Origin of the sequence: Kitasatospora sp. HPM-01-4 (assembly GCF_051374625.1) — a bacterium.
In the GTDB taxonomy this organism is placed as follows: Bacteria; Actinomycetota; Actinomycetes; order Streptomycetales; family Streptomycetaceae; genus Kitasatospora.
The window spans coordinates 8,528,879-8,549,593 of record NZ_JBPQGP010000005.1 but is presented as its reverse complement, the minus strand read 5'-3'; the positions used below and the strand labels follow the sequence as shown (position 1 = coordinate 8,549,593).

Below are 20,715 nucleotides of genomic sequence, written 5' to 3'. Positions count from 1 at the left end.
ACCATGGCCAACGCACGTACTGCCAACGCACGAATCCAGGACATCCTTCCGCTCTCGCGGCTCCAGGAGGGCATGTTCTTCCACGCCCAGTTCGACGAGGAGGGCGTCGACGTCTACTCCTCGCAGCTGACCCTGCACCTGGACGGTCCGCTTGACACGGCCGCACTGCAGGCCGCCGGGCACGCGCTGCTGGAACGCCACCCGAACCTCAAGGCCGCCTTCCGGCAGGCCGATTCGGGCCGGTTGGTCCAGGTGATCCCGCGTCAGATACGGCTGCCCTGGGCCGAGTTCGACCTCTCCTCGCTCGCCGAGGCCGAGCAGGCGTCGGAGGTCTCCCGGCTGTGCACCGAGGACCGCGAACGGCGCTTCGACCTCGCCAGGCCGCCGCTGCTGCGCTTCACCCTGATCCGGCTCGGCGCCGAGCGGCACGTCCTGGTCGTCAACCACCACCACATCCTCTGGGACGGCTGGTCCAACGCCCTGCTGATGGCCGAGCTGTTCACCCTCTACCAGCGCGGCGGGGACGCCGCCGGGCTGCCCCGGATCGCCCCCTTCAAGAACTACCTGGCCTGGGCCGCCGCCCAGGACCGCGACAGTGCCGAGGCGGCCTGGCGTACCGCGCTGGACGGGCTGGAGGAGCCGAGTCTGCTCGCCCCGCCCCTCACCGAAGGGCCCGGGCACGAGAGCCCGGCGCCGACCGGGCGGGTGAGTGCACTTCCGGAGCGGACCGCTCTCGACCTGTCCGAGCAGGCGACCGAGGCACTGGGTGCGCTGGCGCGCCGCCTCGGCGTGACCGTGAACACCGTGGTGCAGGCCGGGTGGGGCCTGCTGGTCGCCCACCTGACCGGGCGGGACGACGTCGTGTTCGGCGCCACGGTCTCCGGACGGCCGCCGGAGCTCGCGGGCGTCGAGAAGATGGTCGGCCTGTTCATCAACACCCTTCCGGTGCGGGTGCGGACCACCCCGGCCGAGACGGTCGCGGAGCTGATCCCCCGGCTGCAGGCCGAGCAGTCGGCCCTGCTGCCCCACCAGCACGTGGGTCTCGCCGAGGTCCAGCGCTGGTCCGGGATCGGTGAACTCTTCGACACCAACGTGGTGTTCGAGAACTACCCGCTGGACGCCGAGTCGCTGGCCATGACCGGCTCCGCGATCCGCGTCACCGCCGCCGAGAGCCGCGAGGCCACCCACTACACCCTCAACCTCGCCGTGGTCCCCGGCAGGCGCCTGAGCCTGCGCCTCGACCACCGCACCGACCTGTTCGACCACTCGGCGGCGGCCGGCGTCCTCGGCCGGCTCGCCCGGATCCTGTCCGGGTTCACCGCCGACGCGGCGCAGCCGGTCGGCCGGCTGGACCTGCTCGGGCAGGCCGAGCGGGAGCTCCAGCTGACCGGGTGGAACGACACCGCCGCCGAGGTCCCCGGCGCGACGCTGGCCGAGCTGTTCCAGGCCCGGGTCGCCCGCGATCCGCAGGCCACCGCGCTGCTCTTCGAGGGCGGTGAGCTGAGCTACGGCGAGCTCAACGCCCTTGCCAACCGCCTGGCGCGGCGGCTGGTCGAGCAGGGGGTCACTCCGGAGACCGGTGTCGCCCTGCTGATGCGGCGCGGTGTCGGCCTGGTGGTGGCCATCCTCGCGGTGGTCAAGGCCGGCGGCTTCTACGTGCCGCTGGACGCCCGCTACCCGCTCGCCCATCGCCGGCTGATCCTGGCCGAGACCGCGGCGGCCGTCCTGCTCACCGACCACGCGCTCGCCGAGGAGGCGCGCGGGCTGGACCCGGAGGGCGCCCTGCCGGTCCTGGTGGTGTCGGACCGTCCCGAGGCCCCGGACGCCGACCGGGACCAGGGCGACCTGGATGTCGCCTGTGCCGGTGACCGGCTCGCGTACGTGATGTACACCTCGGGGTCGACCGGTCGGCCCAAGGGCGTGGCCGCGACCCACCGGGGTGTGGTCGCCCTGGCCACCGACCGCCGTTTCCGCAGTGGCGCCTACGAGCGGGTGCTGCTGCACGCGCCGTACTCCTTCGACGCCTCCACCGCCGAGCTGTGGGTGCCGCTGCTCTCGGGCGGCCGGCTGGTGATCGCCCCCGACGGCCTGCTCGGCGCGGCCGAGATGGAGCGTCTGCTCCAGGAGTACGCGGTCACCGGTGTGTTCGTCACCGCCGGCCTGTTCGGGCTGATCGGCGAGGAGCGTCCCGAGGCCTTCCGCGGCGTCCGCGAGATCCTCACCGGCGGCGACGTGGTCTCCCCGACCGCCGTCGCCCGGGTGCGTGAGGCCAGCCCCGAGACCCGGGTGGTCATCGGCTACGGCCCGACCGAGGTCACCATGCTCGCCTCCACCCACGCGGTGGACGGCACCGAGCCGGGCGCCGTGCCGATCGGCCGCCCGCTCGACAACACCCGGGTGTACGTGCTGGATTCGGCGCTGCGTCCGGTCCCGGCCGGCGTCGCGGGTGAGCTGTACGTCGCGGGCATCGGTACCGCGCGCGGCTACCTGGACCGGCCGGGCCTGAGCGCCGAGCGTTTCGTCGCCGATCCGTACGGGCCGGCGGGATCCCGGATGTACCGCACCGGTGACATCGTCCGCTGGCTGCCCGGCGGGGTGCTCGCCTTCGTCGGACGCGCCGACGAGCAGGTCAAGATCCGTGGCTTCCGGATCGAACTCGGCGGTATCGAGGCCACCTTGGCCGCCCACCCGGCCGTGGCCCGGGCGGTGGTGGTCGTCCGCGAGGACCGCCCGGGTGACAAGCGCCTGGTCGGCTACGCGGTGCCGGTACCGGGCGCGGTGGTGGACGCCGCAGAACTGCGCGCGTACATCGGGCAGACCATGCCCGAGTACATGGTGCCCAGCGCCGTGCTGCTGCTGGACACCCTGCCGCTGACGCCCAACGACAAGGTCGACCGGCGTGCTCTGCCCGCACCGGAGTTCGGCCCCGCCGAGCCCGGCCGCGGCGCGCGTACCGCCCGCGAGGAGACCCTCGCCGGTCTGTTCGCCGAGGTCCTCGGGCGCGAGGGTGTCGGCATCGACGACGGGTTCTTCGAGCTCGGCGGCGACTCCATCACCTCGATCCAGCTCGTCGCCCGTGCCCGCAAGGCCGGGCTGGTGATCACCGCCCGCGACGTCTTCACCCATCAGACCGTCGCCCGGCTCGCCCAGGCCGCCCGCGGCGAGGACGCCGCCGTCACCGAGGACACCGACGCCGGACTCGGCACCGTCCCCGCGCTGCCCATCCTGCACGCCCTGCGCGAGCGCGGCGGCCCGGTGGACGGCTTCCACCAGGCAATGCTGCTCCAGGTGCCCGCCGAGCTCGGTCCGGACCGGCTCACCGGTGCCGTGCAGACCGTCCTCGACCACCACGACGCCCTGCGCGCCCGCCTGGTGGTCGCCGAGGACGGCCGGTGGACCCTGCACGTTCCGCCGCGCGGCGAGGTCAGGGCCGGGAGCCTGGTCACCCGGGTCGATGTCACCGGCGGCGACGAGGACGGGCTGCGCACCGCCATCGCCGAGCAGACCCGGGCCGCCCGCGGCCGGCTCGACCCCCGCGCCGGGGTGATGGTCCAGCTGGTCTGGTTCGACGCGGGGCCCGACCGCTCGGGCCGCCTGCTGGTGATGATCAACCACCTGGTGGTGGACGGCGTCTCCTGGCGGGTCCTGCTCCCCGACCTGGCCGCCGCCTGGCAGGGCGGCGAGCTCCAGCCGGTCGGCACCTCACTGCGCAGCTGGGCCACCCTGCTGAGCGCGGAGGCCGGCCGCAGGTCGGCCGAGCTCCCCTACTGGCAGTCGGTGCTGGCCGAGGAGGAGCCGCTGCTCACCGCCGGCTCGACCGGTCCGCGCCCGGCCGGACGGCTGGAGCTGACCCTGCCGGCCGAGCTCACCACGCCGCTGCTCACCACCCTGCCGTCGCTGTTCCACGCCGAGGTCAACGACGTCCTGCTCACCGGTCTCGCCCTGGCCGTCGGCCGCTGGCGCGGGCGCGGCGGCCCGGTCCTGGTCGAACTGGAGGGCCACGGCCGCGAGGAGTTCACCGAGGGCACCGATCTCTCCCGTACCGTCGGCTGGTTCACCAGCGCCTACCCCGTCCGCCTCGACCCCGGCGCCGAGGAGCCGGGCCGGGCGCTGCGGGCCGTCAAGGAGCAGCTGCGCGCGATCCCGGACCACGGCCTCGGGTACGGCCTGCTGCGCCACCTCGACCCCTCGGCCTCGGCCGTCCTGGCCGGACTCCCCGCTCCGCAGCTCGGGTTCAACTACCTCGGCCGCATCGACACCGGCCGCGGCGCCAGCGGCACCGACTGGTCGCCCGCGCCCGGGCTCGACGCCTCGGATGGCGAGGAGTCCACCCACACGCACCCGCTCGCCGTGAACGCCTGGACCGAGGACGGCCCTCAGGGCCCCCGCCTGACCGCGGCCTGGAGCTGGGCCGCCGGCCCGCTCACCGAGGAGGAGGTGCGCCGGCTGGGCCAGACCTGGTTCGACGCGCTGGTGGCCCTGGTCGAGCACGCCCGGCAGCCGGGTGCGGGCGGGCTGAGCCCCTCCGACGTCCCGCTCGCCGGGGTGACGCAGGACGAGCTCGACCGGCTCGCCGTCGCGCCGCTCGCCGATGTGCTGCCGCTCGCCCCGCTCCAGCAGGGCCTGTTCTTCCACGCCCTGTACGACACCGAGGGTCCGGACGTCTACACCACCCAGCTCACCCTCGGCCTCCAGGGGCCGCTCGACCCGCGGGCGCTGCGGGCCGCCGCGGGTTCCGCCCTCGACCGTCACCCCCATCTGCGCGTCGCCCTGCGGCAGTTGGATGACGGCCGGGCCGTCCAGGTGGTCCACCGGGAGGTCGAACTGCCCTGGCGGGAGGTCGACCTCGGCCACCTCGACGCCGACGCCCAGCGCGCCGAGCTCGACCGCCTGTGCGCGGCCGACCGCGCCCGCCGCTTCGATCCGGCCGTCCCGCCGCTGCTGCGGTTCACCCTGGTCAGGCTGGCGGAAGACCGCCATGTCATGGTGCTGACCAACCATCACATCCTCTGGGACGGCTGGTCCATCGGCGTCCTGATCGGCGAAATCCTCTCCCTCTACCGGGAGGGCGACGACCGCCGGCTGCCCCGTGCCGTGCCCTTCCGGGACTACCTCGCCTGGGTGGCCGGCCAGGACGCCGACGCCGCCCGCGAGGCCTGGCGGAGCGCCCTCGCCGGTGTCGAGGAGGCCACACTGCTCGCCGGCCCGGACCACACCCGCCGGCCCCGGCTCCCGGAGAAGCTCCGAACGCTCCTCTCCCAGGAGCTCAGCGACTCGCTCACCGCCACCGCCCGCCGGCTGGGCGTCACCCTCAACACCCTGGTGCAGGCGGCCTGGGGCCTGGTCCTCGGCCACCTCACCGGCCGCGAGGACGTCGTCTTCGGTGCCGTGGTCTCCGGCCGTCCCGCCGAACTCCCGGGCGTCGAGCGCATGGTGGGCCTGTTCATCAACACCCTCCCGGTCCGGGTGAGCACCAGGGCGGCCGAGCCGCTGTCCGCGCTGCTCGCCCGGCTCCAGGAGGAGCAGTCCGCCCTGCTGCCCCATCAGCACATCGGGCTGCCCGAGATCCAGCGCTGGACCGGCGGCACCGGCGAGCTCTTCGACACCGCGGTCGCCTTCGAGAACTACCCGCTCGACGCCGGCACCCTCGCCGACCCCGCCCATGAGCTGCGCATCACCGAGGCCGCCGTCCAGGACGGCACCCACTACCCCCTCACCCTGGTCGTGATCCCCGGCGACCGGCTCGACCTCCGGCTCGCCTACCGTCCCGACCTCTTCGACCGCACCGCCGCCGAACAGATCGTCGCCCGGTTCCGGCGTGTCCTCGGCGCCCTGGTCGCCGACACCTCACTGCCCACCGGCCGGCTCGACCTGCTGACCGGGGCCGAGCGGGAGGCGCTGCTTCCGGCTTCCACCACCGGCACCCCTCAGGCGCCGTCCACCACGCTCCCCGAACTGTTCCAGGCCCAGGCCGCCCGCACTCCCGAGGCCGTCGCCCTCACCACTGACCGACTCTCGCTCCGCTACCGGGAGTTGAACGAGGAGGCGAACCGCCTCGCCCGGCTGCTGATCGCCGCCGGCGCGGGCCCCGAGCAGGTCGTCGCGCTCGCGCTGCCGCGCTCCGCCGACCTGGTGGTGGCGCTGCTCGCCGTCCTCAAGACCGGTGCGGCCTACCTGCCGGTGGACCCGGACTCCCCCGCCGACCGGATCTCGTTCATCCTCTCCGACGCCTCTCCGGTCCTGCTGGTCACCCAGCGGGAGGTCGCCGAGCGCCTGCCCGAGGACGCGGTACCGCGGCTGCTGCTCGACGAGGCCGGCACCGTCCGGGCCCGGGCCCGGCAGTCGGCCGGGGATCCGACCGACGCCGACCGGCGCTCCCCGTTGCTGCCCGACCACCCGGCCTACATCATCTACACCTCGGGCTCCACCGGCCGCCCCAAGGGCGTGGTGATCCCGCACCGGAACGTGGTCCGCCTCTTCTCCGCCACCGACCACTGGTTCGGCTTCGGCGGGGGCACCGGCGAGCCGGACGTCTGGGCGCTCTTCCACTCCTACGCCTTCGACTTCTCGGTGTGGGAGATCTGGGGTCCGCTGCTGCACGGCGGCCGCCTGGTCGTGGTCCCCTACCTGGTGAGCCGCTCGCCCTCGGATGTCCTTCGGCTGCTGCTCCGCGAGGGCGTCACCGTCCTCAACCAGACCCCCTCCGCCTTCTACCAGCTACTGCAGGCCGAGGAGGAGCTGGGCACCGGCGCCATCGCCGCGCTGCGCACGGTCGTCTTCGGCGGCGAGGCCCTGGACCTGGGACGGCTGGCGGACTGGTACCGCGCCCACCCGGACCACGGGCCGCGGCTGGTCAACATGTACGGCATCACCGAGACCACCGTGCACGTCACCTACCGCCCGCTGGACGCCGCCACCGTCGCCGCCGCGACGGGCAGCGCGATCGGCTGCGCCATCCCCGACCTGGACCTGCGGGTGCTGGACGGCGGTCTGCGCCCGGTACCGGCCGGGGTGGCGGGCGAGCTGTACGTCACGGGCGCGGGCCTGGCCCGCGGCTACTCGGGACGCCCGGGGCTGACCGCCGAGCGCTTCGTCGCCGACCCGTACGGCCCGGCGGGATCGCGGATGTACCGCACCGGCGATGTGGTCCGGCGGCGGGCCGACGGCGAGCTCGAGTACCTCGGCCGGGCGGACGACCAGGTCAAGATCCGCGGCTTCCGGATCGAACTCGGCGAGATCGAGGCCGCACTGCTGCGCCACCCGGCGGTCCGCCAGGCCGCGGTCGTGGTCCGCGAGGACCGGCCCGGCGACAAGCAGGTGGTCGGCTACGCGGTACCGGCCTCCGGCGGCTCGCTCGACACCGCCGAGGTGCGCGAGCACCTGGCCGTCGAACTGCCCGCCTACATGGTCCCCGCCGCCCTGGTCACGCTGGACGCGCTGCCGCTGACCGGCAACGGCAAGCTGGACCGCCGTGCCCTGCCCGCGCCCCAGCAGGGCGGGACCCCAGGCGGCCGTGCCCCGCGCACCGAGCGCGAGCGGCTGCTGTGCGGCCTGTTCGCGGAGGTCCTCGGGCTGGCCGAGGTGGACATCGACGGCGACTTCTTCGCCCTCGGCGGCCACTCGCTGCTCGCCACCCGTCTGGTCAGCCGCGTCCGGGCCGTGCTCGGCACCGAGCTGGCCATCCGCACCCTGTTCGAGACGCCGACCGTCGCCGCCCTGGCCGAGCGCCTGGGCGAGCAGCCGGGCGGCTCGGCCCCGGCCCGGCCCGCCGTGCGCCCGATGGCGCGCCCCGAGGTGCTGCCGCTCTCCTTCGCCCAGCAGCGCCTGTGGTTCCTCGGCAGCCTGGAGGGCCCGAGCGCGACCTACAGCATCCCGCTCGCGGTGCGCCTGACCGGCCGTCTGGACCGCGAGGCGCTGAGCGCCGCCCTGGGCGACGTGCTGGCGCGGCACGAGGCGCTGCGTACGGTCTTCCCGCAGACCGCCGACGGCACGCCGTACCAGCGGGTGGTCGAGCCGGCCTTCGAGCTGGAGACCGTCGAGGCGGACGAGGAGAGCCTTCCGCGCCTGCTGGCCGGGGTTGCCGGACGCGGCTTCGACCTCGCCCGTGAACTCCCGTTCCGCGCGGCGCTGTTCGCACTCTCCGAGGACGAGCACGCGCTGCTGCTGACGGTCCACCACATCGCGGGTGACGGCTGGTCGATGACCCCGCTGGCCGGCGACCTCTCGACCGTGTACACGGCCCGGCTGGCCGGCTCCGCCCCGCGGTGGACCGAGCTGCCCGTGCAGTACGCCGACTACGCGCTGTGGCAGCGCGAGCTGCTGGGCGCGCCCGAGGACTCGGAGAGCCTGCTGAGCGGCCAACTCGCCTACTGGCGGCGGACCCTGAGCGGCATGCCGCAGGAGCTGGCGCTTCCCACCGACCGCCCCAGGCCCGCCACCGCGAGCTACCGGGGCGAGTCCCTGGCCTTCCGTACCGACGCCGCCGTGCACGGCGCCCTGGCCGCGCTGGCCGCCAAGCGGAACGCGACCGTCTTCATGGCCGCCCAGGCCGCCTTCGCCGTCCTGCTCGCGGGGCTCGGCGCGGGCACCGACATCCCGCTCGGCACCCCGGTCGCGGGCCGCACCGACGAGGCGCTGGACGAACTGGTCGGCTTCTTCGTCAACACGCTCGTGCTGCGCACCGACCTGTCCGGCGACCCGAGCTTCGCCGAGCTCGTCGACCGGGTCCGGGAGGCGAACCTGGGCGCCTACGCCCACCAGGACGTCCCGTTCGAGCATGTGGTGGAGGCGGTCAACCCGACCCGTTCGATGGGCCGCCACCCGCTCGTACAGACCATGATCGCGTGGCAGAACAACGCCCAGCCCCACCTCGACCTGCCCGGCCTGCGGGCGACCGCCGTCACCACGGGTGCGGTGGCGGCCCGGTTCGACCTCTCGCTCAGCCTGGGCGAGGCCACCGCCGAGGACGGTTCGCCCGCCGGGATCGAGGGCAGCATCGAGTTCGCCACCGACCTGTTCGACCGGGCGACGGTGGAACGGCTGGCCGAGCGGTTCCACCGGCTGCTCACCCAGCTCACCGCCGCACCGCACGCCCCGCTGAGCCGGCTCGACCTGCTCGGCCCGGCGGAGCGGGAGCGGCTCCTGGAGACGTGGAACGCCACCGACACCCCGCTCGCGCCGGCCACGCTGCCCGCGCTCTTCGAGGCCCAGGCCGCCCGCACCCCGCAGTCGACCGCCGTCGCCTCCGAGGGCGCCGAGCTCACCTGCGCCGAGCTCACCTATGCCGGTCTCAACGCCGCCGCCAACCGGCTCGCCCGGTACCTGGTCGGCCTCGGCGTCGGCCCGGAGCAGCCGGTCGCCCTCGCGCTGCCCCGCTCCGAGCGGTTCGCCGTCGCCTTCCTCGCCGTCCTCAAGGCGGGTGCGGCCTATCTCCCGGTGGATCCCGGCTACCCGGCCGAGCGGATCTCGTATCTGCTCCAGGACGCCAGGCCCGCGATGGTCCTGACGGACAGCCAGACCGCACTGCCCGAGTACGGGATCACCAGGATTCTCCTGGACAGCCCCGAACTCGGCTCCCGGCTCGCGGAGTTGCCCGGCCACGACCTGTCGGACGACGAGCGCCGCGAACCGCTGCTGCCCGCCCACCCCGCCTATGTGATCTACACCTCCGGTTCCACCGGCCGCCCCAAGGGCGTCATGGTCCCGCACCACGGCATCGCGAGCCTGGCGAGTGCGCAGATCGAGCGGTTCGCGGTCCGGCCGGACAGCCGGGTGCTGCAGTTCGCCTCGACCAGCTTCGACGCGGCCGTCTCCGAGCTGGCCATGGCGCTGCTCTCCGGCGCCACCGCCGTCCTGGCCCCGGCCGAGCGACTGGCTCCCGGCGCACCGCTGGCCGAACTGCTCCAGCGGCAGCGGATCACCCATGTCACCCTGCCCCCGGCGGCGCTCTCGGTGCTGGAACCGGAGGCGCTGGCGACGGTGACCACCCTGGTGACCGCGGGCGAGGCCTGCCCGCCCGCACTGGTGGAGCGCTGGTCGGCCGGCCGACGCATGATCAACGCGTACGGTCCGACCGAGGCCACCGTCTGCGCCACCATGAGCGAGCCGCTCCGCGCCGGCACGACCCCGCCGATCGGAGGGCCGATCGAGAACACCCGGGTCTACGTCCTGGACGCCGCCCTCAGGCCGGTTCCGGCCGGTGTCCCGGGCGAGCTGTACATCGCGGGTGCCGGCCTGGCGCGCGGCTACCTGGGCCGCCCCGGGCTCACCGCCGAGCGCTTCGTGGCCAACCCGTTCGGCGCCCCAGGCGCCCGGATGTACCGCACCGGTGACCTGGTGCGCTGGAGTGAGGACGGGCGGCTCGACTACCTCGGCCGCACCGACGACCAGGTCAAGCTGCGCGGCTTCCGCATCGAACTCGGCGAGGTGGAGGCGGCGTTGGCCGCCCATCCGGCGGTGCGCCGGTCGGCGGCCGTGGTCCGCGAGGAGCGGCTGGTGGGCTATGTGGTGCCGGCCGGCGACTCCCGGGAGCTCTCCGGTGTCCTGCGCGCCCACCTGGCGGAGCGGCTCCCGCACTACCTGGTCCCGGCGGCGGTCGTGGTCCTGGACGCGCTGCCGCTGACCCCCAACGGCAAGACCGACCGCAAGGCCCTGCCGGCGCCGGACTTCGCCGCGGCGGTGTCGGGGCGCGCCCCGCGTACCGAGCGGGAGCGGGTCCTGGCCGGACTGTTCTGCGAACTGCTGGGCCTGGAACGGGTCGGCGTGGACGACGGCTTCTTCGAACTGGGCGGCGACTCGATCACCTCCATCCAACTGGTCGCCCGCGCCCGCCAGGCCGGACTGGTCTTCACCGCCCGCGACGTCTTCACCCGCCAGACCGTCGCCGAACTCGCCCAGAGGGCCCAGGGCACCGAAGCCGCCGTCACCGAGGACACCGACGCCGGAACCGGCGACCTGCCCGCCACCCCGATCATGCACTGGCTCCGCGAACGCGGCGGCCCGATCGACGGCTTCCACCAGGCCATGCTCCTCCAGACACCCACCGACCTCGACCAGGACCGCCTCACCCACGCCCTCCAGACCCTCCTCGACCACCACGACGCCCTACGCGCCCGCCTGATCACCACCGATGACGGCCACTGGACACTCGACATCCCACCCCGCGGCCACCTCAACGCCACCGACCACCTCACCCGGATCGAGGCCACCGGCCTCGGTGAAGGGGAGCTGCGTGACCTGATCGGCCGTGAAGCCCGCACCGCACAGGGCCGCCTCGACCCGGCCGGCGGCACGATGCTCCGGGCCGTGTGGTTCGACGCGGGCCGGCAGAGCCCGGGCCGACTGCTGGTGATGATCCACCACCTGGTGGTCGACGGCGTCTCCTGGCGCGTCCTGCTGCCGGACCTGACCGCCGCGTACCACGGCACCGCCCTCCAGCCGGTCGGCACCTCGCTACGCACCTGGGCCCGTCTGCTCACTGCGGAGGCGCACCCTCGGACCGCTGAACTCCCCTTCTGGCGAAGGATGCTGGAGGGCGACGACACCCCGCTCGGCTCGCGCGCACTCGACCCGGCCCGGGACACGGAGGCCACCGCGGGCCGGCTCGACCTGACGCTTGAGGCCGAGTTCGCCGAACCGCTGCTGTCGAGCGTCCCCGCGCTCCTCCACGCCGACGTCAACGACGTGCTGCTGACCGGCCTCGCCCTCGCGGTCGAGCGGTGGCGCGGCCACGGCGGCGGGGTGCTCGTCGAACTGGAGGGCCACGGCCGCCAGGAGTTCACCGAGCGGGTCGACCTCTCCCGTACCGTCGGCTGGTTCACCAGCATCCACCCCGTCCGGCTCGCTCCCGGCGGCCAGGACGCCGGCCGGGCCCTGAAGGCGGTGAAGGAGCAGCTGCGCGCCGTCCCGGACCACGGTCTCGGCTACGGCCTGCTGCGCCATCTCGACCCCTCGGCCTCGGCCGTCCTGGCCGAACTCCCCACTCCGCAGGTCGGATTCAACTACCTCGGCCGCTTCGACGCGGCCAAGGCCCAGAGCTCCACCGACTGGTCGGCCGTTCCGATCGGCACCGAGCACGGCGGCCTGGACCCCCGCTCTCCGCTGACCCAGGCGCTGACCGTCAACGCGCGGACCGAGGACCGCGCGGAGGGTCCGGCCTTCGTCGCGGCCTGGTCGTGGGCGTCCGGCGTGCTGACCGAGCGGGAGGTCCGCGAGATCGGCGAGCTGTGGTTCGAGGCGCTGCGTGAGCTGGTCGCCCACGCGGCGCGGCCGGACGCGGGCGGCCTGACCCCGTCCGACGTACCGCTCGCCCTCGTCACCCAGGACGAGCTCGACCGGCTCGCCACCGAGCCGACGGCCGACGTGCTGCCGCCCGCACCGCTGCAGGAGGGCCTGTACTTCCACAGCCGCTACGACTCCCAGGGGGTGGACGTCTACACCGCGCAGCTCGCGCTCGACCTGGACGGCACGCTGGACTCCGGTGCGCTGCACCGGGCCGCCCTGGCGCTGCTGGAACGCCACCCGCACCTGCGGGCGGGCTTCCGGCAGTCCGCGAGCGGGCGGCTGTTCCAGGTGATTCCGCGCGAGGTGCGGCTGCCGTGGGCCGAGGTGGATCTGAGCGGGCTGTCCGGGCAGGAGCAGCGCGCCGAGACCGACCGGCTGCGCGAGCGGGACCGGGCCGGCCGGTTCGACCTGGCCGCGCCGCCGCTGCTGCGGATGACCCTGCTGAGGCTGGCCGACGACCGGCACACGCTGGTGCTGACCAACCATCACATCCTGTGGGACGGCTGGTCGATCGGCGTCCTGCTCGGTGAGCTCGTCGAGCTCTACCGACAGGGCACCGGCGCCGGGCTGCCTCGGGCGACGCCGATGCGCGACTACCTGGGCTGGCTGGCCGTCCAGGACCGACAGGCCGCTCGCACCGCCTGGGCGGCATCGCTGGCCGGTCTCGAGGAGTCCACCCTGATCGCGCCGGACAGGGTCGCCGCAGCGGAGCCCGGGCTGCCGCAGCGGCTGTCCGAACACCTCTCCGCCGAGCTGACCGAGGCGCTGGGAGCGACCGCCCGCCGGCTGGGCGTGACGGTCAACACGCTGGTCCAGGCGGCCTGGGGCATCACCCTGGCCCGGCTGACCGGCCGCACGGACGTGGTCTTCGGTTCCGTCGTCTCGGGCCGCCCGCCGGAGCTGCCGGGCGTCGAGCGGATGATCGGCCTGCTGATCAACACCCTGCCGGTGCGCGTCCGGCTGGATCCGGCCGAGTCACTGGGCGCCCTGCTGGCCCGCCTCCAGGACGAGCAGTCCGCTCTGCTGGCCCACCAGCACCTGGGCCTGGCCGAGCTCCAGCGCCTCTGCGGCCTCGGTGAACTCTTCGACACCACCTATGTCTTCGAGAACTACCCGGTGGACACCGCCGCCCTCGCCACCCCCGGGGAGGGACTGCGGATCACCGGCGCCGACGGCCGGGACGGCACCCACTACCCGGTGACCGTGGCCGCGCTTCCGGGCCCCCGCCTCGGCCTGCGGGTGGACTACCGGCCCGAGCTGGTCGGCCGGGACACGGCCGAGCGGATCACCGCCGGTCTGCGCACGGTCCTGGCGGCCATCGCCCGCGACCCCGGGCTTCCCCTCGGACGGCTGGAGTCGCTCGACGAGGCGGCCGACCGCCGGGTGCTGGCCGCAGGGAACGGCGCCGTGACCGGCGAACCGCCGGCCGGCCTGCCGGAGCTGTTCCGGGCCCAGGTCGCCCGCACACCGGATGCGATCGCCGTCGTATCGGGTGAACTCTCGCTCACCTACCGCGAGTTGAACGCCCGCGCGAACCGGCTGGCCCGCCGTCTGACGGCCCTCGGGGTCCGGCCGGAGGACGGTGTCGCGATTCTGCTGGAGCGCTCGGCCGAGCTCGTGGTGGCGGTCCTCGCCGTCCTCAAGGCGGGGGGCTGCTACGTCCCGCTGGACGCCCGCTACCCGCTCGCCCACCGTCGCCTCATCCTGGCCGACACCGGCGCCCGGGTCCTGCTCACCGACCACGCGCTGTCGGCGGAGGCCGACGTCCTCGGCCTGCCGACCGTACTGCTGGACGGGGACCCGGCGAACGCCGAGGACCCGACCGATCTCGAATCGGCCGTCGTACCGGACCAGTTGGCGTACGTGATGTACACCTCCGGCTCGACCGGCCGCCCCAAGGGCGTCGCGGTCACGCACCGGGACGTCGCGCAGCTGGCCCGCGACGGGCGGTTCGCGGGCGGGGCCCACGAGCGGGTGCTGCTGCACTCCTCGTACGCCTTCGACGCCTCCACCTACGAGCTGTGGGTACCGCTGCTCTCCGGCGGCCAGGTCGTGGTCGCCCCGGCTGAGGCGCGGACTCCGGCGGAGCTGGAGCGGGTGCTGCTGCGGCACCGGGTGACCGCCCTCTGGGTGACCGCGGGACTGTTCGCGCTGATCGCCGAGGAGCGCCCGGCGGCGTTCCGGGGCGTGCGCGAGGTGCTCGCGGGCGGCGACGTGGTGTCACCCGTGGCGGTGGCACGGGTGCTGGCGGCTTGCCCCGGGACCCGGGTGGTCATCGGCTACGGCCCGACCGAGACCACCACCTTCGCCACCTGTGCCGACCTCGACCCCGACCGGGTCGGCGCCGGGGCCCTGCCGATCGGACGGCCGCTGGACAACACCCGGGTGCGGATCCTGGACGCGGCCCTGCGACCGGTCGCGCCCGGAGTGACCGGTGAGCTGTACATCGCGGGTGCCGGACTGGCCCGCGGCTACCTGGGCCGCCCCGCCCTGACGGCCGAGCGGTTCGTCGCCGACCCCTACGGTCCGGCCGGTGCCCGGATGTACCGCACCGGCGACCTGGCCCGGTGGAGCGCCGACGGTGAGGTGCTGTTCGCGGGCCGCGCCGACCAGCAGGTCAAGCTGCGCGGTTTCCGCATCGAGCTGGGCGAGGTCGAGGCCGCGCTCACCGCCCATCCGTCGGTCGGCCGGGCCACCGTGACGGTCCGCGAGGACCGGCCGGGCGACCGCAGGCTGGTCGGCTACCTCGTCCCCGCCGAGGGTGAGGCCCCCGACCCCGAGCTGCTGCGCAAGCGGCTCGGCGAGCGGCTGCCGGAGTACCTGGTACCCAGCGCCCTGGTCCTGCTGGACTCGCTGCCGCTGACTCCCAACGGCAAGGTGGACCGGCGTGCCCTGCCGGCCCCGGAGGCCGGGCCGCGTACGGCGGGCCGCGCACCCGCCACCGAGCTGGAGCGGCGCCTGTGCGAGCTGTTCGCCGAGGTGCTCGGCCTGGCGGAGATCGGTGTCGAGGACGACTTCTTCGCCCTCGGCGGCCACTCCCTGCTCGCCACCCGCCTGGTCGGCCGCCTGCGCGGCGTCCTCGGCCGGGAGGTGAGTGTCCGCGACCTGTTCGAGGCGCCCACCGCCGAGTCCCTCGCCGGACGTCTCGGCCGGGGCGAGGGAGGCGACGACCTGGAGGTCCTGCTGCCGCTGCGGACCGACGGAGAGCTCGCACCGCTGTTCTGCGTGCACCCGGGCTTCGGCATCGGCTGGTCCTTCCGCGGCCTCGCCGACCACCTGCCCGACCGCCCCGTCTACGCCCTGCAGGCCCGCAGCCTGCGCGAGAGCGGCCGGCTCCCGGACAGCGTCGAGGAGATGGCCGCCGAGTACGTCGAGCGGATCCGCGAGGTCCAGCCGTCCGGTCCCTACCACCTGCTCGGCTGGTCCTTCGGCGGCGCGGTCGCGCACGCGATGGCCACCCGGCTCCAGGCGGCGGGCGAGGAGGTCGGACTGCTCGCCGTGCTCGACTGCTACCCGGGCACCGAGGTCTCCCGGCCCGACACCGCCGAGCTGCGGCAGGAGCTGCTGGCCGGTCTGCTGCGCACCCTTGGCGGCCCCGCCACCGAGGGCCCGCTGACCGCCGCTCAGGTCGCCGCCCTGGTGGACACCCCTGCGCTGCCGGGCGAACGGGAGGTCACGGCGGTCGTCGAGACCTTCGTCCGGAGCACGACCCTGCTGGACAAGTTCACCCCGATGACATTCCACGGCGATCTGCTGTTCTTCACAGCCGATCATGGTCGGTCCGAGACCGCACCCACGGCGGAGATCTGGCGGGGTCACTGCACCGGACGGGTACTCGACACCGCTCTCGCCTGCACCCACCACGACATGACCGGGCCGATCCCCCTCGCCGAGATCGGCCGGACCGTGGCCACCGCCCTACGGCGCGCCTGACCACCCTTCCGGGCGGCGCGACCGCCCCCCCCCCCGACAGATCAGCCGACAGATCACCCGACGGACAAGGAACCACCACCATGGCCAACCCCTTCGAAGACCCGGACACCACCTACCTCGTTCTGGTCAACCACGAGAACCAGCACTCACTCTGGCCCGCCTTCGCCGAGATCCCCGCCGGCTGGACCACCACCCACGGCCCCACCACCCGCCAGTCCTGCCTCGACCACATCGAGACCACCTGGACCGACATGCGCCCCACCAGCCTCATCCAGGCCATGGCCGACGCACGCTGATCACATGACCGCCGCGGGCCCGGGCGATCCGCCCGGGCCCGCGGTGTCCCCGTGCCGGGGCCTCGGTCAGCTGCCGACGTAGGCCGCGAGGTGCTCGCCGGTGAGGGTGGAGCGGGCGGCGACGAGGTCGGCGGGGGTGCCCTCGAAGACGACCCGGCCGCCGTCGTGGCCGGCGCCGGGACCGAGGTCGATGATCCAGTCGGCGTGCGCCATCACCGCCTGGTGGTGCTCGATGACGATGACCGACTTGCCGGAGTCGACCAGCCGGTCGAGCAGACCGAGCAGCTGCTCGACGTCGGCGAGGTGGAGGCCGGTGGTCGGCTCGTCGAGGACGTAGACGCCGCCCTTCTCGGCCATGCAGGTGGCCAGCTTGAGCCGCTGCCGCTCACCGCCGGACAGCGTGGTGAGCGGCTGGCCCAGAGTGAGGTATCCGAGCCCGACGTCGACGAGGCGGCCGAGTATGCGGTGCGCGGCCGGCGTACGCGCCTCACCCGTGCCGAAGAACTCCTCGGCCTCGGCCACCGGCATCGCCAGCACCTCGCTGATGTCGCGGCCAGCCAGCCGGTACTCCAGCACCGACGCGTCGAACCGCCTTCCCTCGCACTCCTCGCAGGTGGTGGCGACGCCGGCCATCATCGCCAGGTCGGTGTAGACGACCCCGGCGCCGTTGCAGGTGGGGCAGGCGCCCTCGGAGTTGGCGCTGAACAGCGCCGGCTTCACTCCGTTGGCCTTCGCGAACGCCTTGCGGATCGGGTCGAGCAGTCCGGTGTACGTCGCCGGGTTGCTCCGCCGCGAGCCGCGGATCGCACCCTGGTCGATCGACACGATCCCCGCGTCGGCGGCCCCCGGCTGCCCCGGCAGCGCCCCGTGCACCAGCGAGCTCTTGCCGGAGCCGGCGACGCCGGTGACGACGACGAGCACCCCGAGCGGGATGTCCACGTCGACGTCGCGCAGGTTGTTGGCCGCCGCGCCGCGGACCGGAAGCGTGCCGGTGGGCGTCCGCACCGTCTCCTTGAGGGCGGCCCGGTCGTCGAGGTGGCGGCCGGTGACGGTGCCGCCGGCCCGCAGCCCCTCGACGGTGCCCTCGAAGCAGACGGTGCCGCCCGCCTGACCCGCGCCCGGGCCGAGGTCGACGACATGGTCGGCGATCGCGATCATCTCCGGCTTGTGCTCCACGACGAGCACCGTGTTGCCCTTGTCCCGCAGCCTCAGCAGCAGCTCGTTCATCCGCTGGATGTCATGGGGGTGCAGGCCCGTGCTGGGCTCGTCGAAGACGTAGGTGACGTCGGTGAGCGAGGAGCCGAGGTGGCGGATCATCTTGACGCGCTGCGCCTCGCCGCCCGACAGCGTGCCCGACGGCCGGTCGAGCGTGAGGTAGCCCAGACCGATCTCCACGAACGAGTCGAGGGTCTGCCCCAGCTTCGCGAGCAGCGGCGCCACCGTGGTGCACCCCCCGCTCGAAGAGCCCGGGGAGGGTTCGCCGAGGCCGCGGACCCACCGGGCCAGGTCGCTGATCTGCATCGCGCAGGCGTCGGCGATGCTGAGGCCCTCGATCTTCGAGGACCGGGCCCCTTCGCTGAGCCGGGTGCCGTCGCACTCGGGGCAGGTGGTGAAGGTGACCGCCCGCTCCACGAACGCCCGGATGTGCGGCTGCAGCGCCTCCTTGTCCTTGGACAGGAACGACTTCTGGATCTTGGGAATCAACCCCTCGTAGGTGAGGTTCACGCCCTCGACCTTCACCTTGGTCGGCTCCCGGTAGAGGAAGTCGTGCATCTCCTTCTTGGTGAAGCTGCGGATCGGCTTGTTCGGGTCGAGGAGGCCCGACTCGGCGTAGACCCGTACGGTCCAGAAGCTGTCCGACTTCCAGCCGGGGATGGTGAACGCGCCCTCGGCGATCGACTTGGAGTCGTCGTAGAGCTGGGTGAGGTCGATGTCGGAGACCGCGCCCCGGCCCTCGCAGCGCGGGCACATGCCGCCGGTGCGCGAGTAGGTCGCCTTCACCGCCTTCCTGGCGCCGCGCTCGACGGTGATCGCACCGCTCGCCCGGACCGAGGGGACGTTGAAGGCGTATGCGCTGGGCGGGCCGATGTGCGGCCGGCCGAGCCGGCTGAAGAGGATGCGCAGCATCGCGTTGGCGTCGGTGGCGGTACCGACCGTGGAGCGGGCGTCGGCGGCCATCCGCTGCTGGTCGACGATGATCGCGGTCGTCAGCCCTTCGAGGACGTCGACCTCGGGCCTTGCCAGCGTCGGCATGAAGCCCTGCACGAAGGCGCTGTAGGTCTCGTTGATCAGCCGCTGCGACTCCGCGGCGATCGTGTCGAACACCAGGGAGCTCTTGCCCGAGCCGGAGACTCCGGTGAACGCCGTCAGCCGGCGCTTCGGGATCTCGATGCTGACGTCCTTGAGGTTGTTCTCGCGCGCGCCGTGTACGCGGATGAGACCGTGGCTGTCGGCGTCGTGCGGCGCGGGCGACTGCGCGTCCGTCCTCGTGGCTGTGCTCATCGTGTCTCCATCTGTTCGGCGGGGCCGCCCCGGCGGTCTCCGTCAACGTCGCCCGGCTCGATCTGACCAGCTTCGAGCAGTATGTCCGGTTCTCCTTCGTCGGCGCGGTCGCGGTGGCGGCGGCTGTCCGCTCAGCGCTGCCGGCCGAGGTGGCGCGCGGTCCGTCCGGCCGGCCCCGCACTCGGTGCGGGAAGCGGGACTTCCGGCCCGCCGTGGCCCGCCGTGGCCCGCGAAGCCTCGGGGCCCCGGCCACGCGGCGCGTCCGGCCGAGGTGCCAGGCTAACAAGCGGCGGCCGGGCGCCGGCTCACGGTCGGACTTCCCGCCCCCGGTTCCTGCTCGACAAGTTCACCCCGATGACACCCCTCGGCGATCTCCCGTTCTTCGCAGCCGATCATGGTCGGTCCGGCGCCGCTCCCACGGCGGAGGTCTGGCGGGGTCACCGCACCGGACGGGTACTCGACACCGCGGCCGCCTGCGCCCGCCACGACACGGCCGGGCCGATCCCCCTCAGCGAGATCGGCCGGGCCGTGGCCACCGCCCCACGGCGCGACCGACCACCCGGCGGATCAGCCGACAGATCACCCGACGGACAAGGAACCACCACCATGGCCAACCCCTTCGAAGACCCGGACGCCACCTACCTCGTCCTGGTCAACCACGAGAACCAGCACTCACTCTGGCCCGCCTTCGCCGAGATCCCCGCCGGCTGGACCACCACCCACGGCCCCACCACCCGCCAGTCCTGCCTCGACCACATCGAGACCACCTGGACCGACATGCGCCCCACCAGCCTCATCCAGGCCATGGCCGACGCACGCTGATCACGTAATCTCCGAGGGCCCGGGCCAACAACCCGGGCCGCCATGTCACCGCACGAGACCGGAGCACATCAGCGATGTCGACTTCTCCCGCCACCGGCTCCTCCGCCCCCGCCACCGCCGCGCGAAACCGCGCCTGGGTGCGCGTGCTCACCACGCCTCCGGCCGCCCGGCTCCGCCTGCTGTGCCTCCACCCCGCGGGCGGCGGCCCGTCCTTCTTCCGCGACTGGCCGGCCCGGCTGCCCGGGGACATCGAGGTGCTGTCGGTGCAACTGCCCGGCCGTGAAAGCCGGTTCGGCGAGCCCCTGCTGAGCGACTACCCGCGGGCGGTCGAGGAGCTGTACACCGGACTGCTGCCGTACCTCGACCGCCCGTACGCGATGTTCGGGCACAGCATGGGCGGCCTGCTCGCGTACGGACTGGCCATGGCCGCCCAGCGCGACGGCGTCCGTACGCCCGAGCGGCTGCTGCTGAGCGGCTGCTCCGGGCCGGGTGCCAAGCCCGCCAAGCCCGGCCGCACCGGCTGGTCGGACGAGGAACTCGTGGCGGATCTCAGGGAGATGGGCGGCACGCCCGAGGGGGTTCTCACCGACCCCGAGCTGCTGGCCCTGATCCTGCCGACCCTGCGCGCCGACTACGCGATCTGCGACTCCTTCGGCCGGCCCGACGGCCCGCTGCTCGACTGCCCGGTCAGCGTGTTCGGCGGGGAGGACGACGTCCACTCGGTCGACGCGCTCCGGCTCTGGTCCACCACCACCCGCGCCGCCACCTCGGTCCGCACCTTCCCCGGCGGTCACTTCTACCTCAGCGAGCAGTCGGCCGACAGCCTCCTGGCCGCCGTCACGGCGGACCTGACCGCCACCGCCTGAGCGCTCCGCTCGCG

At 73.9% G+C, this 20,715-nt stretch carries 5 protein-coding genes; 4 read left to right on the top strand and 1 reads right to left on the bottom strand.

Annotation, left to right across the window (positions count from 1 at the left end; all coding sequences use genetic code 11):
• The first annotated feature begins 3 nt into the window (after nucleotides 1–3).
• Together ACSMTC_RS36965 and ACSMTC_RS36960 are read left to right on the top strand one after the other, a co-directional pair.
• Nucleotides 4–16,215, top strand: a complete 16,212-nt coding sequence (locus ACSMTC_RS36965) for an amino acid adenylation domain-containing protein (protein WP_436564119.1) — start codon at nucleotides 4–6, stop codon at nucleotides 16,213–16,215.
• 80 nt (nucleotides 16,216–16,295) lie between these two features.
• The gene (locus ACSMTC_RS36960; RefSeq protein WP_436564118.1) at nucleotides 16,296–16,511 is read left to right on the top strand and encodes an MbtH family protein; all 216 of its coding nucleotides are present in this window, start codon (nucleotides 16,296–16,298) and stop codon (nucleotides 16,509–16,511) included.
• 66 nt (nucleotides 16,512–16,577) lie between these two features.
• Here ACSMTC_RS36960 and ACSMTC_RS36955 read toward each other — a convergent pair whose 3' ends face one another.
• The gene (locus ACSMTC_RS36955; protein ID WP_436564117.1) at nucleotides 16,578–19,013 is read right to left on the bottom strand and encodes an ATP-binding cassette domain-containing protein; all 2,436 of its coding nucleotides are present in this window, start codon (nucleotides 19,011–19,013) and stop codon (nucleotides 16,578–16,580) included.
• 606 nt (nucleotides 19,014–19,619) lie between these two features.
• On the opposite strand from ACSMTC_RS36955, the gene ACSMTC_RS36950 reads away from it, so the two are divergent.
• The gene (locus ACSMTC_RS36950) at nucleotides 19,620–19,835 is read left to right on the top strand and encodes an MbtH family protein (RefSeq protein WP_436564116.1); all 216 of its coding nucleotides are present in this window, start codon (nucleotides 19,620–19,622) and stop codon (nucleotides 19,833–19,835) included.
• Between the two features lie 74 nt (nucleotides 19,836–19,909).
• A complete protein-coding gene (locus ACSMTC_RS36945) occupies nucleotides 19,910–20,701 on the top strand; it encodes a thioesterase II family protein (protein ID WP_436564115.1) in 792 nt (263 codons plus the stop codon).
• Nucleotides 20,702–20,715: the final 14 nt, after the last annotated feature.